Raw genomic sequence first — 22,625 nt, 5'->3', positions numbered from 1 at the left:
TCAGCTCCACGGCTTGCCGTCCTCCTCGTCCTCCTCGTCCTCCTCCTCGTCGGGGGCCTTCTCGGCGCCTTCGGGCTTTTCCGGCTCGGTGTCGTCTTCCAGCACCACCTCGTCCGCAGTGCCGAAGTCGAGCGGCAGACCCTCGCCCGGCGGTGTAACCGAAGGGTCAGAGCCCTCGTCCGGCGCCGTGGCCGAGGGGTCCGGGACCTCGTCGGCGGGCTGCTGCTCCGCGTCTATCTCGCCTCCGGTGCTTCCACCGGTCTGCGCCATGCCGGAGTCGTCCACGTCGATCGCCCAGGCATCCGGGTCCGAGTACCGCCACACCTGGCCGGTCTCGTCCCTCACCCAGCCCGTGAGCGTCCCGTCCTCGGCCTTGTCCAGCCAGGCTTGCTCCCCGGACTGACCAGAGAACGCGGCGTAGGCATGCGCGGGGTCGCTTTCGTCACCCTCGTCGTAGACGTCTCCGGCCCAGGGCCGGGCATCGTCCTCCTGCGGGGGCTGAGGTTCGGGCTCCTCGGGGACAGCGCCCCGGGCCGCGGCGGCGGGGTCTTCGGTCTGGGGGAGAGCCTTCACGGCATATGCGTAGTCCACGCGGCGCAGAGTGACGGGAGGTCCCGGCTTACGTCTTGCCCCGGCCCCCTGTCGGCCCGCGTAGCGAATCGCTAGGATTCTGCTATGGCTACCACTCAGTTGAATGCGCGAGTCCCCGAGGAGCTGGCCGCTGCGGTGCGCGCCTCCGCGACTCGCGCCGGCATGAACATCGGTGACTACGTCGCCTCAGTGCTGGAAGCGGATCAAGCCGCGGCATCGAGTCCGGAGCTCCGCGAGGCTCGCGCGCAGATGCACGCCGCCGCGGCGTACAAGAAGTGGGTGTCCAATGGCCGGTCCGAGGACGGCACGATGAGCATGGGCGAGGTCTTCGGCGCGTGACGGCCATCCCCGCGCGGTTCGCCGCGAACGTTGGCGAGACCATCAAGAACCTGCCGGTCCCCGCCAAGGAGGAGCTGCACAACGTGGTACTGCGCGCGTGCTCCGACCCCTGGTCGTGGCCGCAGGCCGACAAGTACGAAATGGACGAGACGGTGCGCGTCATCACGACGAGCGCCGCCATCGTCCACTACGTGATCCTGCCGGGCCCAGATCCTCACCTCTGGGTCTTCGCGATCACCGTGTGAAGCTCACCGCTGCAAACTCGCAGTACGCCGTGCGAAAAGGACGAACCCGGCGGCCGTGAGGAGGTAGGCAACGGCTCCGGCCGCGAAGCGCGTCGCGCTGAGGCCGTCACCGGGAAGCACCACGGCCGCGAAGACGAGCAGGGCACCGCAGGCCAGCACGACTGTGTCCCGTACGAAGTGCTGTCTTCCCTGCACGGATCACCCCTCCCTCGCCGCCTGGCGCTCGAATCAGCTTAGGACACCTCCACGACCCGCGTGTGGGCCCTCAACACTGCGAGCACCGCGGTGATGTCCGTGGGCTCCAGTGTGCGCTGGGGCCCGAGCGGGCCGAGCAGGACCGGTTGCCCGGCGTACTGCTCGACCAGGGCCCGCACGCGGCGGGAGCCGGTCACCGGCCGGTCTTCCCGGCCGGTGACCTCCACCTGATAGGCCGCCCCGTCGTCCAGCGTTCCCGTCACCAACATGCTTGTCTCCTTCTTCTACCGGGTGGCGAGCAGTCCGAGAAGGAATGCCCGTAGGTCGTCGTCCTCGTACCAGTCGCCGGAGAACAGCGTCGCCAGGCCGAGCGGCACCATGTCGTCCGCAGAACCCTGGTGCAGCCGGTTGCGGAACAGGCGGCCAAGCAGCACGTCCAGAGAAGTGCGGCGCCGCGCCCCGACCCGTCCCGCATGGGTCCGAGTGAAGTGGAACGCTTCCTGGGCGGCCAGCAGGTCCGGGTAGTTCCGCTGGAGATGCGCCAGCAGAGCGTGCGCGGCCGTACGCCGGCCCCCGTCGCCGAGGTCCGCGACCGTGGCGGTCCTGCTGGCACCGTCGTACATACCCCTGTCACCGCTGCGCGCAGCAAGGAAACGGGATTCCGTCGGGGCCAGCCAGTCGCGGGGCACGAACTGGGAGATGTCCGCGAGCGCGCGAGATGCGCCCGGGTCGCTGTCCGGGGTCAGGACCAAAGTGGCCGTCGTGCCGGGGCCCATCTCCCTGACCTGCGCCAGGGATTCGCGGACGGCGTCCGGCAGGGCCGCCGAGTATGCCCGCTGAAGGCGCTGCGCTTCCTGCCGCGCAGCCTGCGCTTCGACGCGTGCCGCAGCGATCTCCAGGTCCGCGTCCGGCGCACCCCCGGCCGCCGCCGCTTCCAGGTCCCGAAGACGCCGCCCGGCGTTGTCGGCGTAGTCAGCGGCGTGCCGGACGGTGCCGTGCGGGTCATCCCCCAGTTCCGGCGCCGCCGCGGTGAGCCGCGCGGCCACGTCGGTGTCCAAGTCCTGGCCGGCGGCCCGGACGACAGCCAGATGCCGCAGGGCCTGCGGGCCGGGCCCGCCGTCGACCGCGCGGTCCATGGTCCACCGCACCCCGTCCTGGACAGACGGAAGCTGGCCGGCGGCCAGCGTTGATCGGCTGGAAGGCCGGTACCAGCGAGCACGGCGGGAAACCTGCCCGAAGCGGCCCGGAGCTGGTAGGAGCCGCGCCCAGTGCGCAACGCGGTCACCGAGCGGCAGGCCGTCGCTTCGCTGCGGCAGGTCCGCCGCAGCGGCCAGGCGGCGCAGGCGGCGAGTCTCCGGCCACGCCTTGATGCGCTGCATCAGGCCACGGCGGAAACGTGTGATGCGCTCGCGCAGGTTCCGTACGCCTTCACGGCCGCGCCGCCACGCCTTCGCCAGGGCCTTGAGGAACGCAGCGACCAGGGCGACGACCTTCCGCGCGATGGCGACCAGTGCGGCCACGATGTGCGCGAAGACCCCGGGGCGGCGTCCGGCGGGCACATTCGCAGCGATGCGCTGGGCTGCGGCATCGCGGCTGGCGGCCATACGTGCGGCGAGCTGCGCAACGATCGCGGCCCGACGCTCCTCGGTCAGCTCACCACCGGATGCGGCAGCCTGGAGGGCTTCACCCAATGCCTCGCCGACGTGCTGGGCCACAGCGTCACCGGCGCGGAAGTCGCCGTCGGTGCTGTCGCCGGTGCGGGGCCGGTTACGCAGGGCCTCGGGTATGAGGCGCAGGAGGTCGGCCGCCCGGCGGGCGGTGTCCTGCTGCGACTCCCCATCCAGCGGCTCGAGGTCATCCAGCGTGCGCACCGCGGCGCGGATGGCGTCGTTGCGCGCGCGGGCTGCCTCCGCACGGAGCGAGCGCACCAGTTCATCGCGCTCGGCGCCGTCGATCCCCACGTCGGTGATCGCGGTAAGCGCCCCGTCGCGGGCCCGGCGCATGGCCGCGCGCAGAGCTTTGGGAGTGAGCTGTTCGGCGATCTGCTGGCGGAGTTGGTGAATGCTGCCCGGGGTCGTGGTGCCCTGGATGGCGTTGTCGATGACGGCGCGCACCACGGAGTCCCCGTAGTCCGCCCGGATCTGATTCTGGTCCGCCGCCGGGTTCGGGTCGCGCGGCTCACCGTCGCCGTCGGCCGCCGGCGCTTGCGGGTCGGGAAGCTGGTAGAGCGGATCGGAGCCAGCGAGGGACCGCTTGAAGCGCATCCCGTCCTGATCCTCGATCGTGAGGAGCAGCACGCCACCAGGAGCCTCCTGGATGGCCACGACGCGGTAGGCCGTCATGGTGTCCGGGTCGAACTCGTTCGCCAGTGTGATGGTGTCACCGACGCCCACGGAGGCCACGGTGCCCGGCTCCGGCCGTCCCGCATTGTCCGGCTCGTTGCCCGCTGCCGCGTCCAGGTGATCGGCGGCCCGCTGGGCGGCCCGGCCCTCTGCCGTGGACGGGTCGGCGCCCTCGCGCAGCTCGTCGGCGAGCGCGGACGCCTGACCGGGAGTGACCGGCAGGTCGTTGGCGACGCGTGCCGCAGCTTGCTGCGCCTCGGGTTCATCGGTCGGCGCCTCCCCACGGTCCTCGATGGCGTCGCGTTCCTCGGGCGAGAGCTGCGGGTCAACGGTGGGGCCGGTCACCGGGTCCACGGCCGGCGCCGGTTCGTAGCTGGTGATCTCGCCGTCGCTGCTCGGGGCGTCTTCCGGACCCAGCTCCGGCGCCTGGCCGTCCGTGTCGAGGGCCCGTGTGTAGACGGAGCTGCCAGAGCCGTTGAGGATGTGCTCCTCGCCAGTGGCTACATCCACCGCCGTGATACGCGTGTGCCCGGCGTTGAGTTCTTCCTTGCCAGTCACACGGGCGGCGCTCAGCCCAGTCGTGCCGTTGTCTACCAGGACCACGTCGCCTTCGCGGAGATCGCTCGCCGGAACCCGTTCCAACCGCTGCACCTTGGCATCGCTGGGCGTGTAGTCAGCCGTGCCACCGAGGACACGAAGGTCTGCGATCGGAATGCCGGCCATTCCCTGGGGGGTGGCGACGGTGGCGGTGTCGCCGTCCACGTCCTCAACGGTGCCGAGCCTGTTGCCGTCGCGGTCGCCCACGACATCCCCGGGCCGCACGAGGCGCCCGTCGGCGGTCCAGCCGGTGGGCCGGGCCGCGCCGCCGTCGGTGACGTTGAGGGAGGAGGGTGCGTGGGCGTCGTCCGTACGGTCGTCACCGAACTGCACCCGGGCGTTGCTGGCGTTCGACCCGGTGACGACACCTTCGCGGCCGTTGTCATCGGTGACGACAGAGCCGGGGAAGAGGCCGTTGCCGGACCGGTCTGTGGGCACCCGCCCGGCGATGCCATCGGTGAGGACATCCGATTCCGCGCCAGTCAGCGGGCCACCATCGACCTGGTCGGAGTCGTCGCGGGTGGCGCGCGCCGCGGTGGCGTCGGTGGGCACCCATACGGACTCACGCTTGCCGCGGCCGTCGGGGGCGTCCGAGATCAAGACGCGGTACATGCCCTGAACGCGGCGGGCCTTGACGGTCGGAACCTCCTTGGGGCCGTCTGCGACGTACCCCGCCAGAGTGCGCGGCTTACCACCCCTGGTGATGCCGTCAAGCCGAACGAGGTCACCGAGTTCGAGGTCGCTGACCTTGACCCACTCAGCAGGCCGGCCCCCAACATGCTCGGGCGCGGTAGGCGCACCTTCGGCAGGGCGGCCGCCACCAGGCTGGTCCTGGCGCTCGCGGCGGGAGCTGGGCTCTGGCTGCCTGCCAGGGAGTTCCCCGGCCGATGCTGCGGCCTGCCCGGATGCGCTGGTGGTGTTGCTGTCGCCGCCCGCTGTCTGTGACGTGACGGGGGCAGACGTGCCCTGAGCCGATCGGCTGTCGTCCCCCCGGGGCGCGCCGTCGGCGGCCTGTTCCGCGCTATGCCCGTCGGAGCCCAGCCCGGATTCACGGGCGCCAGAAGCACCAGGGGTATTGCCGTCCTGCGCTGCGCTGCTGTTCTGGTCCGAGCCGTCGCGAGACTCCTCTCCGCCGGGGAGTTCGTAGCGATGCTCGTCGACCGGAATGTTCACGTCTTCGGCTCGCACGAGCAGGAGACCTTCCCTGTCCGCAGGGATGATAAAGGTCTCGGTGTCGACGGGGTGCCGTGAGCTTTCCCACGGATCGGGGCTGAGGGTGATACGCCAAGCCTTGTGACGCTTGCCGTCGTAGGTGAGCGTGGCCTTTTTCGGCTCGTCAACCACATACCCGGTCTTGGTACCCGTAGCACCGCCGTACGTGGTGACACGCCCGCTGAGCTTGACGATGTCGCCCTTGCGGATATCGGCCACGGCTACGGAAGTTGCTCGTTCCTCACCGCCGCTCTCCATCAGCTCGTTGAAAAACTGCTGAGCAGCGCGGTTGAGGCGGGCCTCGTGGTGAGCAGCCCGCGGGTCCTCGGGCCGCAGAAGGTCGAGGTACTTCTCAATCGAGCGTGCGACGTACTTCGGGCCGCCCATCTTCCGCTTGTTGCCAGTGGGCTCGGGCGGTGTGTAACGCGTGGCCATCCACAGCAGCTCATCGTGCGCCTGCACGAGATCATCGGCGGTGTTCCCGCTCGGCGTGATCCCGTTGCCGAGCGCCACGAGGAGGCTGCGCAGCGCGTCGTAGCGTGCCACCTCTTCGTCGTTGAACTCCGGCCCCCCCAAGGTCTCGGGCAGATCAATCTGGACTGCCAGATCCAGCTTGTTCGCCAGGCCCGGGTCTACATGGCTCGGATCAGCATTCCGTGCCCGCTCCCGCAGAACCAGGTGAGCCAATGCTGCTTCCCGGCTGGCGAAATTCGGCGATTCGGCGCTGAAGGGAGACCAGCTATGCCAGCTCTCTACCGCGTCGTCCTGGTAATGGGCATGGAGGTGCGGCCCGTGCAGTTCACCGATCCGCCGGCCATTGCGCCACACCTGCCCCTCACTGTCTGAGCGCACCACGGGAGTCAGCACGACAGCTTCCGCAGCCAACGCCTGCCTTTGTTCGGGGGTGAAGAACAGCCGCTCGCCTTCCGCATTGAGTACGTGGCCCGGCCCTTCCTCCAACCCCCTCCACGCCTCCTTGGGAGGGATCTTCCAGCCATCACCGCTTGGTGCACCGCTCGCTGCCGACTCCCCGCTACCGCTCTCCGCCGGGTCGGTGGAAGTCTCATCAGTCCGTGCGCTCTCCGACTGGCCAGGCCCTGCACCAGCAGCGTTGCCCCTTTCAGCTGTTCCGTCCGCGGCACCCGCAAAGGACTGCGCAGCGCCCTCACCGCCGGCTACGGGCTCGGCGTCAGGAGCGCTGGACTGCTGCCCGCTACCACCCGGCTCGTCCTCACCCTGGGGTGCCTCTTTACCGCGCAGATCAGCGAACACGTTCCGAGTCCGGCTGACTGCTCCGGCCAGGGACGTACCGTCCGGGCTCTGCCACCGGCCCAGCTGCTCCTCGCCGAGGGTAGGGCTGGCCCAGTCGATCAATTCACCGTCGGCATCCCGCAGCTGCTCGTACGCGCCCGCAAGGCGGCGTGCGCCTTCCCGGCCGCCGATTGCTTCGCCGTCCGCCTCCCAGCCTTCCAGGTGCAGGCCACTTGCCGCGATCCCGAAACGCCAGGTTCTGCCAGTGTTGGTCCAGGTGACCAGGCCGCCGCCGGGCGACAACGTGAGGCTGTCGTTACTGGCGAGCTGACGCAGGTACTCGGCGTGCTGCTCGGGGTCAGTCCCGCTCGGGACTGGAGCCTCGCCGGAACGGTAGCGGGCCAGCAGCGCCTTCAGCCGACGTGGTTCGTCCAGGTCCGCCGACGTGCTGCGGTCGTCGTCGTTATCCCTGTCCCGGTCGCGGTTGTCAGGGATGTGCGGGATGAACGGGCGGCCGCCCGCAGCGCCGGGCTTGTCCGCCCCGTTCTCCGGGCGGTTGCGGTCGCGGTCGCGGCGGCGCTGGCGACGCTGCCCGTCTCCCCGCTCCTCCTCTTCCTTCTGGCCTGCGGCGCCCTCTGGCGCGCTGTTGTCGTCGCCTGGCGTGTCCGAAACACCGCTGTCCGGGGACTGCTGACCGCCCCTGCCTGCACCCCGGCTACGGCTTTCACCGCCGGAGTTCTCCCCGCGGCGGCTGCCCGCTGTGTTCTCGTCCTCGCTGTCTCCACTGGCGGTGGACTCGCCACCTTCCTCGGCGCGGCGCTCGTCATACGCGGCTACGAGGGCCGCAACCGCATGGTCACGGTCGTGCCACTCACCAGTACCCCCCAGGTGGTTATCGTCCTCGGTGTTCCACTGCGCACCGAACTGAAGGACACGGCCGGCCTCTTCGCCGCCGACCTTCACACGCCATCCCTCCTTGTCGCCAACGGTGGACGACATGTCGAGCGCCTCCAACTCGGCGCGGTCCACGAAGGCCCGAATCCGCTCCTCGCCGCCCAGCTTCTCTGCATCCCTGACGCGGACGTTCTTACGCTCCTCGCGGTGCCTCTTCAGCTTCTCCAGGTTCCGGCGCGCCCAGTGAGGCGTTTGGTCATCGGCCGGAAGCTTCGGGGCCTCGTCGCGAAGCCACAGCTCCAACTCCTTGATCCAGTCGTCCAGCTGCTCGTCGGTCTTTTCCTGCCACGGCCACTGGGGGAAGCTGATGCGCGGGCTGGGCACGCTGTCGAACGTTTCTGATTCCGTGCCGGAAGCAGAAACGCGCTCCGCCTCTCCCTGCGGCGCTCCCGGGCCACCGAAACGCTGGGCGTCCTCAGATTCCGGTGCGCTCAGGCGCTCGACCTTCTCGTCCAGGAGGATCGTTACCGCGTTTCGGGGTGACGGCTTCTCGCCCTGTCGGCCGATGTAGAGCCTCCACGCCTTGATCCGCTCTTTGTTGCGGGTAGCGGTGACCTGCTCCGGATCGGCAAGGACGTATCCCTCACGGATTACGGAGTTGCCAGCGGTGTTCTGCGTCTCAGCTCGAACGTAGTCGTCGACCGACACCTGGTCCGGGTCGAGGACTTCGGTCTCGTCGTCCGCGGTGTCCGCTGCGGACGACGCGCCTGGCGCCTGCTCGACGCGATCAGACGTCTGGACCTCCGCCAGGGCCAGCTTCGCCTTCGCCAGCAGACTGGAATAGGTGTCATCAGGGTCGTTACCCGCGTTGGCCAGCCACTCCTCGTACATCCGGATGACTTCAGAGATTTCCTGAGCACTGTCGGCGGAGCTCATTTCCCTCGGCGGTGGAGCGAACCGGGGAGCTGACTCATCCATAGCGCCGAGGCGCTGCCTCTTCAGGAGCCTCTGGGCGTACCAGTTGTCCGACGCGACGTACGGAGCGACGTGACCGCTCCCGGGCGTTCCGGACTGGTATGCCGCAACGAGATCCGCGACGGCTAGGCCAGGAGCGTCCACGGTGCGGAATTCGCCCTCCACCCAGTTGGGCCTGTCCCGGCGGTGGGAGACAAAGCCGCTGTCATCGAGGTAACCGCGCCAGTCGCGTATGCCCGAAGCATGGAGCGCAATCGGGTCTTGCAGGATGAGACCGATGCGCTTGCCACCGACGTAGACCGCGCGGCCCACCTCAGTACCGTGCACATGCAGCTCACCGTGTTCCACGTCAGGTGCGCCTGCTCGGCTCGCGTCCAGGGACTCGCGGGTGTCGCCGGCGCCCTTCCATCCGAAGTCGTTCGATTCGGTTCGACCGACCATGGCCGGGTTGTTCGCCCGTGTGACGGCTTGTCCATCCGGGACGAAGACAGGGTGGTGTTGAGGGTGGACGCCATCGTGCCGACCGAGGAACAGTTTGTACCCGGCGCGTTCCTCACCGTCCACAGTTACGGTGGCTGGCTCCGGCTTAGCACGGAGGTACCCCTCACGGACTACGGAGTTGCCAGCGCTGTTCTGTGTCTCAGCTCGAACGTAGTCGTCGACCGAGAGGTCTTGAGGCGCGACGGTTTCCGCCTCATCGCTGTTGTCGGCAGAACGGCTCTCTGCGGGCTCCTTGGCGGCGTTCTGTGACGGCGTGGCGTCGGCGTGCCGCTCCACATGCTCATCCCTGGCGATGGTGACCAGGTTGCGGAGATTCGCCTCGTCGCCCTCCTCACCGACGTACAGGCGCCACGACAGCGTCTTCACGCCGTTGCGGATCGCGGTGACCTTCTGCGGCTCGGCAAGAAGCCGCCCCGAGACGGTGGTGGCCTGCCCCCGGTTGTCACGCCCGCGCACCGTGATCCGGTCACCGACGGTAAGGCCGTCGGGTGCAACCAGGTCGCCCTCCGCTCCGGCTTCTTCGGCCTGCCGTTCCTCAGCCTGCCTGGCTGCTCGTCTGGCTTCCCTCTCTCGCCGTTCAGCCTCCTTCTCGACCGCTCGCTGCTCCTCTGTGGCAATGAACCTTTGAACGGGATCACTGTCCCTCTCGCCCTGCACGACGAGGAAGTCGGCCGGCTGGAAGCCGAAGGCGCCGCCATCGCGGCCGAGGTCGGAGCCGTCTACCCACACCTCGTGGTCATTTACGCGGGCACTGGCGTCTTGCTTGATGACCATGTACCGGTTGGGGCCGAAGGCCTCACGGACGATGTCGCCTTCCTTGAGGTCGCGGTACGACGTCAGCCGCTCGCCTTCCTCAAGCGGCTTGTGCCGCAGCGCAGTGTGCTGCGCCTCGACAGCAAAGGCCCGCAGGTTGGCAGCCAGTTCGTCCGGGAGCGGGCGGACCGTGCTGGTGCCCATATGCCATGCACTGCGGCTTGCGATGTAGAGATTCAGCGCGCCCCGGTCCGTGTCGCCGCCGGCGAAGGCAGCTTCCGCCTCACGCCAGTCCTTACGCAGGGACCCGTCAACGCCTGCCTCCTCCAAGGCACGGAACCTCTCGGCCACCACCCCAGACATCTCCGGCACAGTGCCTTCGCCGGTGCCGCTCGGCTGCTCCTCTTGCCCCGTGACGGCGGTCGGGCCTCCGCCCTCGGAACCAGCCTGCTCCCGCCCGGTCTGAGTGCGCCACGGCGCATTCTCCGTGGCAGCGCGTGCTTGGCTCTCGATACTGCGGTGCTGCTCGTCCTGCGCCTCCCACTTGGCGCGGGTCGCCCGGTGGCGGGGGAGGTAGGCGTCGATCGCATCCAGGAAGTTACGCAGCGGCTCTTCCATCGTGCCGCGCTCGCTGTCCTCAAGGGTGCTCAGCAGGCCCACGGCGCGCTCGCGTGCGTCGATGAGACCGAGTTCGGCCCCCTCGTAGTCGTCGTCTTCGTGCGCGTTGAGCGCCGCAAACAGGGCGCGGCGGAGCAGCGGTACAGCGCCAGGCATGCCCTCGCGGTCCCAGGTGGCGTCGGCGGCCCGAGTGACTGCGCCTTCCGCAGCATCGACGTACGTCAGGCCGCGACGCCAGGCCACGCTATTGGCATACGGCGCGGCGGCCGACGTACCGGCGGAATTCTCCGGCGCAGCCTGAGTGGTCTCTTCCACCGCTTCGGTTAGCGGCTGATACGGCTTGTCGTACGGGTTCTTCTTTGCTCTGCGCTGCTGCTCGCGCTCCAGCCCCGCGTGGCGCAGCACATCCTCCTCGCTCGCTTCGTCGGAGGCGATCAGCCCGGCCAGGCGTTCGGCTTCCGTGCCCAGCTCGTCGTTGTTCATGGCGAGCGCGTCCACCACCGGCGGGGCGACCCGGTCCCGCTCCTTCTGTCGCGCTGCTGCTGCATCCCTCTTGGCGGCGCGCCCCTTCTCACGTGCTGCTTCCCGGGCTTCGGCGTCCGGCCAAACAAACCGTGTCCGGCCCTCCTCGTCCGTCGTCACGGCCGGCGGAGCAGGTGTCTTCGGGCTCAGGTTCACGTCGCGGGCCGACACCTGCGCGAGGATGTCTTCCTCATCACCGATCAGCTCGCGAAGCTCCCGGTCGAGAGCCTTGATCGCGTCTTCCCGTTCCTTCGGATCACCGCCGGACCTCGCCTTGAGGCGCATGATCTCGTCCAGGATGGCGAGCTGCTGGGTGGACTTGTCCAACTGGTCGGCCATGTCGAAGGCTTTGCCGACACGGCTCTGTGCCTGCTCGGCTGCACGCTTCTTGTCGGCGAGCATGTCCTGCGCGCGGCGGATCTGCGTCTCGATGCCAGCTATCGCGTCTTCCAGTCGCATCAAGGGGAGCGGCGCCGGCTTGCCGTCGGTATCGACGAGCTCGTGGTCTTGGTAAAGGCGGTGGCTGCCGGGAAGGGCGGGGATGTTGAGGGTGACACCGCGGACGTATGCGCTGCGGTTGAAGTCCCACCTCTGCTCGTAGACAGCAGTGATGTCCAGGTTGCCGAGCTGGCCGATGACCTCCGGGGTCCTGTCTTCGGACCAACGCCCCTGCCGGCCTTCGGCAAGGACTGCGCGCAGGGCCGTGTTCAGAGCGACGCGGGCCTTCGTACGTCCTTCCGTGCCCGTGAACTCGACCTTGCCGATGCGGGCATTGAAGTCCGCGCCACGGGTCTTCTTCCGCCCCTCAAGGGCGTCTTCCAGCTCACCGACGAGGGTGGCGGTGGTCTCCTCGGCGATCTCGGCGTCGCGGATCGACTTCTTGAAGCCCTCCTGGGAGCGCTGGTGAGCGTTGGAGCGGGACCGCAGCCGCTTGACGATGGGACGCACGCTCGCCTGGGCGATCAGGTGCGGGTCGCCGGCGATCAGTGCGGCGGACTCGTCCGCGTCGAACTTGATCTCGCCGATGTCCTCGACGACGCGCTCGGTCAGTGATCCGCGCATGAGCTGACGGATGAAGCGGGCCTTGCGGGCGATGGCTTCCCAGAACTTGGCGTCTGTGGACTGCTCGGTGGCGTACTGGAAGATCGCCACCTCGCTGTTGGCGTTGCCCTGTCGGATGACACGGCCGTTGCGCTGTTCTACGTCAGCGGGGCGCCAGGGTGCGTCGACGTGGTGCAGGGCGGTGGCCCGCAGTTGCACGTTGGTGCCGGTGCCCATCTTCTGCGTGGAGCCGAGGAGCACGGCGATCCTGCCGGTGCGTGCCTCGTGGAACAGGCGGGCCTTGGCTGTGTCGTCCTTCGCCTCGTGGATGAAGCGGATTTTTTCCGAGGGAACACCGCGCGCGATCAGCAGGCTCTTCAGCTCGTCGTACGTCGAGAAGTTGGTAACGGCCTCTTCCGCGCCGTCATCGGCCGGAGCTTCCGCCTCGCCCTCGACCTTCTTACGCTTCTTTGTCTTGCCCGGGTCCTTGGGCGTTCCCAGGTCGAGGAAGACGATCTGAAGGCCGCCGGGCGTCTCGTGGGGTGTCGGGTCGCTCTTGGACGACGGGTAGACGGTGTCTTTGGTCTGCTCGTAGATGCGGGTGATGTTGTCCGCGACCGTGGGGAGCTTGTTGCCGGCGCCGAGATCCGGGTCAAGCAGCCGCGGGTCGAGAGCTGCGGCCCGCCCGTCCGACATCAGCTTGAGGTAGTTGTCCTCCCGCGGGTCGACGTTTCCCCCTGCAAGAGCTGCGGCGCGCCGCTTGATCTGCTCTTCGTATTCGACCTGCGCTTCGGACTGCGGCATGGTGATCGTCACGGCCTTGCCGCCGGCCACGTCGGGGACAGGCAGGTCGAGGTCTTCGGAGTTCTTCACGTCGGCGAAGGCGCGCCACAGCCGCATCAGCTCGGGCACGTTCTGGAACGCGGCCAGGCGGGTCTTCTCCGAGTACGAGCCGTCTGCGGAGCGCTCGATCGCGCTCACCATCTGCCCGAATGCGGACGCGAAGTCGTCGAAGTCCTCGATGCCGAGCTGTTGGAGCAGGTCGGGGCGCAGGTAGCGCATCATCGTGTGGACTTCGGTGATGGAGTTCGCTACCGGGGTAGCCGTCGCGAACGTCACGACTCGGCCGGAGCCGGTGTGCTCGCGCAGGTACTCCAGCTTCATTTCCAGGTCGGAGGCCCGGTTCGATCCTTCGATCGCTGCTGAGTCGATGGAGGACGGTGTGTACAGGTTCTTGTACATGTGGGCTTCGTCTACGACCAGGTAGTCGATGCCCATGTCCTCGAAGTGCAGGCCAGCAGCGTCTTTGAGGCCGTTCAGCTTCTTCGTCAGCTTTTCGCGGCGGTTGGAGAGCTGGGTCTCCATCCGCTTGACCAGGCGGGTGTCGTTGTCCTCCCCGTCGATCTCCTTCTGCCTGCGGATCTTCTCTTCGAGGGCTTCGAGCTGCCGCAGGATGTAACGTTCCTGCACTTCGGGGCGCATCTGGATCGACTCGAACGCGGTCTGCGTCATGATGATGGCGTCGTAGTCACCGGACGCTGCGCGAGCGATGAACTCGCGTCGCCCATTGCCAGCCAGGTCGTCGCTGCCAGCGGTCAGGATGCGGTTGTTCGCGACGGACTCGGGGTAGAGCTCGGCGAACTCTGTGCGGAACTGGTCCAGCATGTGGCCGGGGACCACCATCGCGGCCTTGTTGACCAGGCCGAGGCGCCGCAGCTCCATCACGCCCATGGTCATTTCGGCTGTCTTGCCAGCACCGACCTCGTGGGCGAGTAGCACGGCCGGCTCATTGACCATCCGGGAGACGGCCGCGTGCTGGTGGGCGTGGGGCTTGAACCACTCCACCAGGCCCGGCATGGTGCGTCGCTGCCCGTCGTAGGAGCGGGGCGCCATGCTGTTGAACGTGTCGTTGTAGCGGCGCTTGTGGATCTCGGCCCGGTCGGGGTCAGTCCACAGCCAGTCTGTGAAGGCCTCCTTGAGCTGCTCGGCCCTGGCGTTGGCGTCATCAGTGCCCTTCTGGTCGAAGACCGTCCCTTCCCGGGTCTGGATCGTGACGCGGATCTTCTTGTTGGTGAGGATCGCTTCGGCCAGCTTCAGCGCGTCGTAGCCGGGCACGCTCCACGTGTCGCGCGTGCGGTAGGCGATCTGGTTCTTGATGCCGGCGGGGGCGTCTACGGCCCACAGTGCTCCGCCCTGCCAGGACACGGTGATGTCCTTAGAGCCGAGCGTTTCGCGCAGGAATTGCTGTACGGCCTCCTGGCCGATCCAGGACGCGCCCATGGGAGCCGCGATCTCACCGGTGGACAGGTCCGGCGGGATGACCCGCTCCAGGTGCTCGACGTTCACCTCGAAGCGCGGGTCGTCCACCGCGGCCCGCCGAGCCTCCTCCAGCTTCTCCCGCACGTTGCCGGACAGGTAGTCGGCCGTGGGCACCAGTGCCCCGCTGGGGTCCTCGAACGCCAGCGGGTACGAGACACCGGTATCGGGGTCGATGGAGCGGGCGGCCAGAAGCCGCGCGGTCGCGTGCTCCGTGTCCGTGTCCATGACCCGGGCCAGGCCGTCAGGGGTCAGTTCGCCCTGCTGTTCCAGCACGACCGCGAGCGCGTCCTGGGGAGCCTCCGCACGCTCGGCGATCTCCCGGTAGGTGCCCTGCCGCTTCCCGAAGATCGCCGCCCGGGTGGTCGTTTTCGTGATGTCGTCGTAGTCGTCCAAGCCCGCGATGTTTCGCATGGTCGGGTCTTTGGAGAACAGCCCGCCGCGCGGCGCCTTCTTCCGGTACGCCTTCTTGACGCGTTCTCCGGTCGTGGGGTCAGTGACGGTGGTGTGCGCCCACTCGAACCGGTTGATGGCCCCGTACTTCTCCGCGTACGCCTCGTACTGCTCGTTCAGCGCGGTACGCATCCGATCGATCAGCGACTCGTCGGCGTCCTTGCGGGACTCCTCGGCAAGCAGCGACTGGAAGGTGTCACGCAGCGAGAGGAGGCGGCGGGCCTCGTCCGCCTGCTTCTGCGACACCGGGAACGGGTGCACCATGCCGTCGCGGACCTGGGTGAAGGTGCCATCGGGCTCGGCCTGCACGTGCCCGTCCACGCGAGGGGAGCCGGGCGGCAGCAGCTTGACGCGCTTTCGGTCCTTCGGCGGGGCCTGGTAGGCAAGGCCGGCGTCGTTCGCCTCGGCAACCGTGCGCTTCAGGGCGTTGTGCAGGTTCGCGATGGGGTCGCCGTCGCCGTCCACCCGCAGCTCATTCGCGCGGTTCATGCCGTGGCCGACCGACAACTCACCAAGGATCTGCTCGGGCCGGTCATGGAAGTACGAGTTGTAGTGGACCGGGACAGCCTGCTCGTCCTCCGCCGGGTCCAGTTGGCCGGGCAGCCCAAACCGGGGCAGGGAGTGAACCCACATCGGGGGGTCACCCGGACCCCGCTCGGACAGATCCTTGATCTCCTTCTTCCGGGTGCGACCCGAGGTGAACGCCTTGTCGCGCTCGCGCCGGCGGAAGATCAGCAGGTCGGTGACGACGCCAGTGCCGGCGGTGCGCTGGTGCGCTCCCGACGGCAGACGTATCGCGCCGACCAGCTCGCCCTTGGACGCCATCTCCATACGGGCGGACTCGGCATGCTGCCCGTGACCGTCCATCGTCAAGGAGGAGGTGACCACCGCGACCAGGCCGCCGGGCCGGGTCAGCTCCAGCGACTTCAGGATGAAGTGGTTGTGGACGCTGTGGTTGCCCTTGTTGTGGATCAGGTCGGGCACCTTGTACCGGCCGAACGGCACGTTGCCGATGGTCAGGTCGAAGGTGCCGTTGGGGGCCCGGGTGTCGCCGAAGCTCTCGTGGCGGACATCGGCGTGCGGGTAGAGGGCCTTGGAGATGCGGGCCGTGATCGGGTCGAGCTCGACGCCCATCATGCGCGCCGCCTCGGGCGCGTAGCCGATGAAGTTACCGGAGCCGGAACCCGGCTCCAGCACGTCGCCGCCGTCGAACCCGAGGTTGCCGACGGCATCCCAAATCTGCTGGACGATCCGCGGGTCGGTGTAGTGCGCGTTCTTGGTGTTGGCGCGTGCCTCGCGCCACTCGTCCTCGCTCAGCAGCTCTTGCAGCTTCTTCTGGAGAGGCGCGAACTGCTCGTCGGGCTTCGGCTTGAAGACCTGCGGGGTGGCACCCCAGCCCGACCAGCGGGCCAGCTCTTTCTGCTCCTCCGCAGTCGCGGGGCGCTGCTCGGCCTCCAGCCGGTGCAGGATCTCGATCGCGGCGATATTCGCCTTCACCCTGTTGAGCGGGGTGGAGGGGGTGAGCGGTTCGCCGTTGGCCGGAGGCTCGAAGGCGGGGGCGGCCGCTTCCTGTTCGGGGCTGCCGAACGCTACCCGTCCAGCGGCGGCAGGTACACGCGAGGCATGTCCTTCTCCTCCGTCCCCGGCTCCTTCTCCATCCCGTACACCAGGTCCTGAAGAATCGACGCCCTGGCGTTGAACCGGGCGGTCTTCAGCTCCCCGGCGCGCTCCCGAACGTCCGTTCCCTCCTTCATCGGCGGTGCCAGCTCGTCCGCCAGTTCGCTGATTCCCTCCTCGATCTCCTGTGCCCGCTGCTGCACGAACTCCTCCAGCGCGGTGTTGCCCATCCGCTCCACCTCGCCCGGCCGGTACGTCCGCCAGAACGTTCGCACCAGATCCTCGTACGCCACTGTCTGTGTCCTTCTTCCTCTGATCGGCCAGCGCTGCCCGCGCTACGCCCACATTTTCACGGGCGGTGCGCAGCAGGCTCTGGATGTAGATGTTGTCCCGGCCTTGGAGGCCGCGGGTAGCGCGTTGGACGTCGTCCAGTACGGCCTGGAACTCGGAGATTGCATCCAACGACGACAGTTCGCCCTGCTCGTGCTGTTTCACGACGGTGCCAGCCCGCTGTGCGAGCTCCACGACAGCGTCCCCACTGTGCAGGGTCCGCAGGCTGTTGAATGCCGGTATGAGTTGCTGAGATGCAAGATCCAGTGCCGCCGCGACCGCCATATCCGCGTCCTGGCCAGTCGGCTCCTCGGCCAGGTCGGGGACAGGCTCGGGTGCAGGGGCGTGCTCTTCGTCGCGTTCCCGCACCAGGTCGGCCAGAGCCGCTTCCCGGGTCAGGAACGTCTTCTCGGAGCTGTAACGCGTGCCACGTCCCAGCCGGTTCCACTTCCAATGGCCGGTCGAACCCTGAAGGGTCGCCATGCCCTCCTTGTCGCCGTCGATGGCAACCGGCTGGTCACCCTTGTCGTTGACCGCACCGAGCTTGACGCGGGCGAGCCGGCCGGAGTGCTCCTCGGCGTCGCGCCGCTGAGCCTCGGCGAGGATGGCATCAACCTCAGCCTTGGCACGCGCGGCCTTGCGGGCGTCATCCTCGTACTCACCGTCAGCCCAGGCCCTGACAGCCTCCTCGTAAACGGTGTCAAGGTCTTCGCGTGCCACCTGCGAGTAGTCCCGCGCCTTCGGCCCGGTGGGCCCACCCGGCTGCACCGTCTGCGATTTACCGCGCTGCTCCGGCTCGGCGTTGGCTGCCGCAGGTTCGACAGCGTTGGGGCTGGTCTCGCGCTGCTCGTTGTTCTGAGCAGGCTTCGATCGGCCGAAGCGGGCGGCAGCGCTGTCGGTAACGCCGCGCTGCCGGTCGAACTCCCCAGCGATCTGCCAGATCGCCTTCCCCGCCGACTGGCCGTCCTTGTCCCGGAACTCGTTCAGCTCCTTGTTCAGCCGCGGGCCGCCCCAGTCCACGGTGCGCCCGTCCTGGTGGCGGAGGTTGCTGCCGAGGTAGAGCGTGAAACGGTCGGCGGTGTCGCGGTCCTCGAAGTCGCCGTAGGAGTGAATGCCCCGGGTGCCGAGGCCGATGAGGGGACGCGCGGTGCCGGCAGCCCGCACCTCAAACTGGGCCGGACGGCCGTCGCGCTTGCGTTCCAGGAGGACCAGGCCGCGGTGGTCAGCCAGGTGCAGAGTGATATTCGGGTCGTTGGCGAACTTCCGCAGCTGGTCGCGCTGGGCCTCCGGCGTGGAGTCGTCACCGCCGCGCTTCCAGAACTCGCGCAGCTCCTCGCTGCTGCGGGGGCGGCCCCGTTCATCCCCGAGCGGCTTGCCCGGGGCCGGCGCGGAGGTCTGCTGCCCTTCTCCCGGGCCGATGTGTCCGACAGCGACGTTCGGGGCGGGAACACCGGTGCGCTCGCTGATCTGCTGGGCGGCTGCGGTCTCCGGTGTCGCCAGAGCGGGGGTGTTGCGGGCGGCGGCCCCGACGCGCTTCTTCGTGGCCTTCGCGGTGAACGCCTGCTGTGCCTCGACGCCGGCGCGGCGCACCATCTCCTGGCCTTCGGGGCTCGCGAGGCGGGAGTGGTAGCCGGGGGACTTCCAGTCGAACGGCTTGCCGCCGATCTGCCCGGCCTCCAGGCGGTTGGCGAACTCGACGGCTTCGCCCTTGCGGTCCGACGCGGTGAGACGAACACCGCTGTCGGCAAGGATCACCGCGTAGCCGGTCTTGCGCTGTCCGTCCTTCTCTGTGGTCATCTTCGCGATGACGAAGTTGCCGTTGCGGGAGAGCTGAGGCTTCTCCAGCTTCTCGAACAGCTCGGCGGTGGCCTGGGCGTGCCGGGTCTGCTTGTCCTTGTCCGCAGTGAACGGGGTGATCTTGCCGCTGGCCCAGTGGCTGCGGACATCGTCCAGCGTCTTGAAGGGGCGGCTGGGGTCTCTGCGCCGCCCCGGCTTGGCCGCTGCCCGCTTGACGGGGCGCGGCTGCCAGGCGTTGTTGGGGGCATGACCCTTGCGGGGGTTGGGGATGGGCTTGTCGCCGTGGGCGGTGAAGCGGCTGTGGGCCAGTTCGAGGGCGGACGCCAAGGTGGCGGCGGCCTCCGCAATATCCTCCTTCTTCGCATCTTCGGCGAGTGAGGAAAGATGTTCGGCGAGGTCTGAGAGGTCATACAGCTCCGCGATCTTGCGCTGTTCTGCCTGGTCGTCGTGGGCGTACTGGGCGCTCAAGCTCACAGACAGGGCATCGGAGAGCTGCTCGTAAGCGTCGCGGGCGTCCCTGTCGTCCCACTGGTCGTCCCACACGTCGTTGAGCGGATCGAGGTAATCGGTGATCAGCTCGTCGGCAGCTTCCTGGGCGTGCTCGTGGTTGACGAACTTATGCTTGTCCGTCTTGGGCCCAGGGGTGCGCAGAGCAGCACCCTTCCCGTGACGGTGCCGGGCCAAGGCTGAGCCCGGCATGTCAAGGGCGTCGTATTGGATACCCGGCGCAGGGTTCTGTGTGGCCTGCTCTCCGTCCTGGAAGACCCTGCCGCGGGGAACGAGGAGGTCGTCATCCTCGGGCTCGGGCCCCTCGCCGAGGTCCTGGTCCTCCTCGTCCTCGCCAATGTCTTCGCCCTCGTCGTCCCTGTCGTGCGGGTCGTCGGGGGTGTCGCCGTGGTCGCCTACGTCATCGGTGTCCAGGCCGGTACCGCGCCGCTGGTCGCCCACGCGACGCGAGTCCTCGTCGCGCACCTTGCGCTTGCTCTTCGTGGGGGCGGTGCCGTCGGGGCGCGCGACCATGGTGAGGCGCGAGGCGTGGATCGTGGACCGCTTGTGAGTGGTGGTGTCCTCCACGAGGACGTTGCGCCCGCCCAGGGCACGCACCACGCGGGCGATGCCACCACCCCACAGGCGGGCGATACCGCCGGTCTCAATGAAGCGTCCCTTGGAATCACGCGGATGCAGATCAGAGTTCCAGGGGCGGCGGCTCCGCTTCTCTTCGAGAGAGGCGGAGATACGGTCGGCGGCGTTATTGATCTGCATGAGGCGGACCATGCACACCGCGAGGGGTTAACGTCTTGGGCTCAGTTCTGCGGCACGGTAGGCCGACGCGCCGCCGGGCGACGAGCCGACCTACCGGTGCACCTTCACATCGTCTCGGTGAGGATGTGCAGCAGGAACCATATGGTGCCGCCGCCCAGAGCTGCCGTGAACAGAGCCCGTCCGGCTTTCGAGGTCCGGGTGTGGAAGAGCCGACGAGTGTTCTCGCTCAGAGTGTCGTCGTCCTTCTCGTTCACCAAGGCGATCGTCTCGTAGATGACGAAGAATGCCGCCCACGCCATCCAGAGGATTTTGCTGGTGTGGGTGCGAAGGAATCTGGCGGCGTGTCTCACGGGGTCTCCTCGGGGTGGGTGCGGTACCGCAGGCGGCAGCGGCAGTTGATGGTCAGATGGAGGGGAGCGAGCTGGTCGCCGGGGAACCGCATCGGGTAGCCGGCCACGTCGTAGGGCTGGGTGACGGGCAGGGTGGTTCCGTCCATGGCGGCGTGGGCGGGTCGTACACGGTCGTCCTGGCGGGTGACCCAGGCCCGGATGACGTGCGGGCCGATCGCCGCGGCGGTGGCCTCGGCGGCGCCGTTGACTGTGGCGACGGCCGCGGTCTCCGCGATGCCCTCGGTGACGGCGGGGGCCCTGTCGGCGAAGGAGGTCCGGACGAGCGCGAGCAGGTCGTCCAGGTCGTCGGTGACGCTCTGGCCCTGGTCGAGGAGCGTTATGACGCCGTCCAGGAAGCCACGGGCGGACTCCTCGGCGGCGGCCACCGCGTCGAGCACCGCGGTGGTGATGCGGGGGGTCGCCTGCGCCGGAGGTTCGGGAGCGCCGAAGGCGGCTGCGGTGCGCTTGGAGACAGCGGAGGCAGCCCCGGTGAGGACCCGGGCGAGCGTATTCGCGATCTCTTCCAGCCACCGGTCGATACCCACGATGCGGTGGATGTCCAGGGGCGCATCACCGCCGCGGGTGTCGGTGGGGCCGTCGTCCTGCCAGAACCGTGTGCCCTTGCGGGTCTTGGGAGACCGCAACCGCGCTGTGATGACGCCTTCCTGCCGGGCGAACAACGCGTTGAGCGCGGCCGCGCCGGCGGCCTGGGCCTGGTCGAATTCGTTATCCGTCACTTCGAAGCCGGGGCCGGGGCCGCCGATCAGCGCTTTGACCTGGATACCGCGAGCTTCCTCGACGGCCGCCGCCGCGTCACCGGGCATGCGCGGACCGTCCTGGCGGGCGCCGACAACGGCTGCGGCCGCCGCGCCTGGACCACCGTCAACGGAGTCGGTGCGGGCGCCGGCAACGGCTGCGGCCGCCGCGCCGGGCACGGCCGCCTGATCGCCTTCGGCACGGGCCTGCTCAACAGCCGCCGCAGCGGGGCCGTCGGGAGCGCCAAGGTTGGGATCGATCGGCGCATTCGGGTCGAGCGGGGCCTGGCCGGGCGGAAGCTGCCCGCCGGGGGCGCCGGGGCCTGCGATACCGAGCGCGGCAGCGTCCTGGGGTCGGGCGGGCACGGGGGCCTTCTGCGGGCTGATCCACAGAGCACGGGTGTGCGGGTTGTTGAAGGCGGGGAGGCCGGCGCGACGCCGGTACTCGTCGACGGAGATCAGGCCCGCTTCCCACTCCTCGCGCGCTTCCGCGCGGCGCTTACGGCGCGGCAGCTCCAGGGCCTCGACGGTGGACGTGTCGAAACGGATCGCCCGGTCCACACCGTCGAGGTCGGAGGCGAACGCGTTGGCGATCATCTCCAAGTGCCCCAGCTCTGTGTGAATCCAGAAGCCGTACTCCTCCTGTTCGGCGTTGTCGAACGTCCGGCCGGAGGCGTTACCGGTGACCGATTCAGGAACGCCGAACGCGGCCAGGATCTCGACCTTGGCGTTTTGCGCGGCGTGTTCGTACGCCATCTCACGGGGGCGGGCGGCCAAGTCCACGTAGTTCATGCCGCCGGGGCCCGAACCGACCACGGAGACGTGCCCGGCGAACTCCGAGCCGGGCAGGAAGCGGGACTCCAGACGATCCATCTCCCGATCGCTCAAGGAAGTGGTGTCCACGGCCACAATGCCGCCGGGCCGCGCGTCGTTCTTGATGAACGCGACGTTGTACAGCCGGGACAGGTGGTCGAGTTCCACGCTGATACCCGCGGCTTCCAGCGGGGTGACACCGGAGAACGGATCGGTGGGGTGGGGATCTCGAATCCAGCGGACCCGCTCGGGCTCAAGCTCGCGGACTTCCCCGTGAAGGGTGGTGAACTCGTAGCGAAGGATGTACTCGCCGCGCGGGTCCGGGACGGGGATGACACGGTCCGGCGGCAGGAGATCGAGCCGTGTGATCGTGCCGCGGTTGGATCGGGTGACCTCAACGAACGCACCGCGCTTGGACAGCAGGATCTGGGCGCTGAGGCGCTTGCGGAACTGGGCGCCGGTCTCCACCGGGTTCGCGCGGCCGTTGAGGACCCGGAGCAGGGGGTGGTCCTCGATGACTTCCTCGAACTCGCCGTCCTCGGTCAGACCGACGCCGATCTCCAGGGGCAGGCGGGAGGCGTGCTTGCCTATGGTGTCGATCGCCTTGTAGACCCAGACGACACGCTCATACCCCTCGGTGACGACGCGTTGTAGGTCCCAGCCATCTGCACGGCCCTCAGTGCTCCAGATGTTCGAGGTACCCGCGTAGGTGGTGGAGGCGTAACCGCCTGTCCAGGAGACCGTTTTGGTCTCAGTTTCCTGGCGTGCTGGGGTGATCAGTGAGCGGAGGGCGGGGAGCCAACGGCGTTTGGCCAT

The 22,625-nt window shown here is 68.5% G+C and carries 8 protein-coding genes; 2 read left to right on the top strand and 6 right to left on the bottom strand.

The window, feature by feature from the left end:
• Entirely contained in the window at positions 1–591 is a 591-nt protein-coding gene (locus ACWDZ4_RS20525) for a hypothetical protein (RefSeq protein ID WP_451509832.1), read from the bottom strand.
• 84 nt (positions 592–675) lie between these two features.
• On the opposite strand from ACWDZ4_RS20525, the gene ACWDZ4_RS20520 reads away from it, so the two are divergent.
• Both ACWDZ4_RS20520 and ACWDZ4_RS20515 read left to right on the top strand, forming a co-directional pair.
• Positions 676–930 carry a hypothetical protein gene (locus tag ACWDZ4_RS20520; protein ID WP_451509831.1) on the top strand — a complete coding sequence of 85 codons (255 nt, stop codon included), beginning with the start codon at positions 676–678 and terminating at the stop codon, positions 928–930.
• Positions 927–1,175, top strand: a complete 249-nt coding sequence (locus ACWDZ4_RS20515; protein ID WP_451509830.1) for a hypothetical protein — start codon at positions 927–929, stop codon at positions 1,173–1,175. The genes ACWDZ4_RS20520 and ACWDZ4_RS20515 overlap by 4 nt, the downstream gene beginning before the upstream one ends.
• Before the next feature lie 3 nt (positions 1,176–1,178).
• Here the strand turns inward: ACWDZ4_RS20515 and ACWDZ4_RS20510 are convergent, their stop codons facing one another.
• The 5 genes from ACWDZ4_RS20510 to ACWDZ4_RS20490 form a co-directional block, all read right to left on the bottom strand.
• Positions 1,179–1,370, bottom strand: a complete 192-nt coding sequence (locus ACWDZ4_RS20510; protein WP_451509829.1) for a hypothetical protein — start codon at positions 1,368–1,370, stop codon at positions 1,179–1,181.
• A 38-nt stretch (positions 1,371–1,408) separates the two neighbouring features.
• A complete protein-coding gene (locus tag ACWDZ4_RS20505) occupies positions 1,409–1,639 on the bottom strand; it encodes a hypothetical protein (RefSeq protein ID WP_451509828.1) in 231 nt (76 codons plus the stop codon).
• Between the two features lie 15 nt (positions 1,640–1,654).
• Positions 1,655–19,852 (bottom strand): helicase-related protein, encoded by an 18,198-nt coding sequence (locus tag ACWDZ4_RS20500; RefSeq protein ID WP_451509827.1) that lies wholly within the window; start codon positions 19,850–19,852, stop codon positions 1,655–1,657.
• Between the two features lie 104 nt (positions 19,853–19,956).
• A complete protein-coding gene (locus ACWDZ4_RS20495) occupies positions 19,957–20,151 on the bottom strand; it encodes a hypothetical protein (protein WP_451509826.1) in 195 nt (64 codons plus the stop codon).
• Between the two features lie 47 nt (positions 20,152–20,198).
• Positions 20,199–22,625 carry a phage portal protein gene (locus ACWDZ4_RS20490; RefSeq protein WP_451509825.1) on the bottom strand — a complete coding sequence of 809 codons (2,427 nt, stop codon included), beginning with the start codon at positions 22,623–22,625 and terminating at the stop codon, positions 20,199–20,201.

It is taken from the genome of Streptomyces sp. NPDC003016 (genome assembly GCF_053591455.1).
This window is presented reverse-complemented; position numbering and strand designations above follow the sequence as displayed.

Excerpts from the sequence above, each read along its gene's own strand:
- ACWDZ4_RS20520 (WP_451509831.1), top strand. The coding sequence starts at position 676 with ATGGCTACCACTCAGTTGAATGCGCGAGTCCCCGAGGAGCTGGCCGCT.
- ACWDZ4_RS20505 (WP_451509828.1), bottom strand. The coding sequence starts at position 1,639 with ATGTTGGTGACGGGAACGCTGGACGACGGGGCGGCCTATCAGGTGGAG.
- ACWDZ4_RS20500 (WP_451509827.1), bottom strand. The coding sequence starts at position 19,852 with ATGCAGATCAATAACGCCGCCGACCGTATCTCCGCCTCTCTCGAAGAG.
- ACWDZ4_RS20495 (WP_451509826.1), bottom strand. The coding sequence starts at position 20,151 with ATGGCGTGGGCGGCATTCTTCGTCATCTACGAGACGATCGCCTTGGTG.
- ACWDZ4_RS20490 (WP_451509825.1), bottom strand. The coding sequence starts at position 22,625 with ATGGCCAAACGCCGTTGGCTCCCCGCCCTCCGCTCACTGATCACCCCA.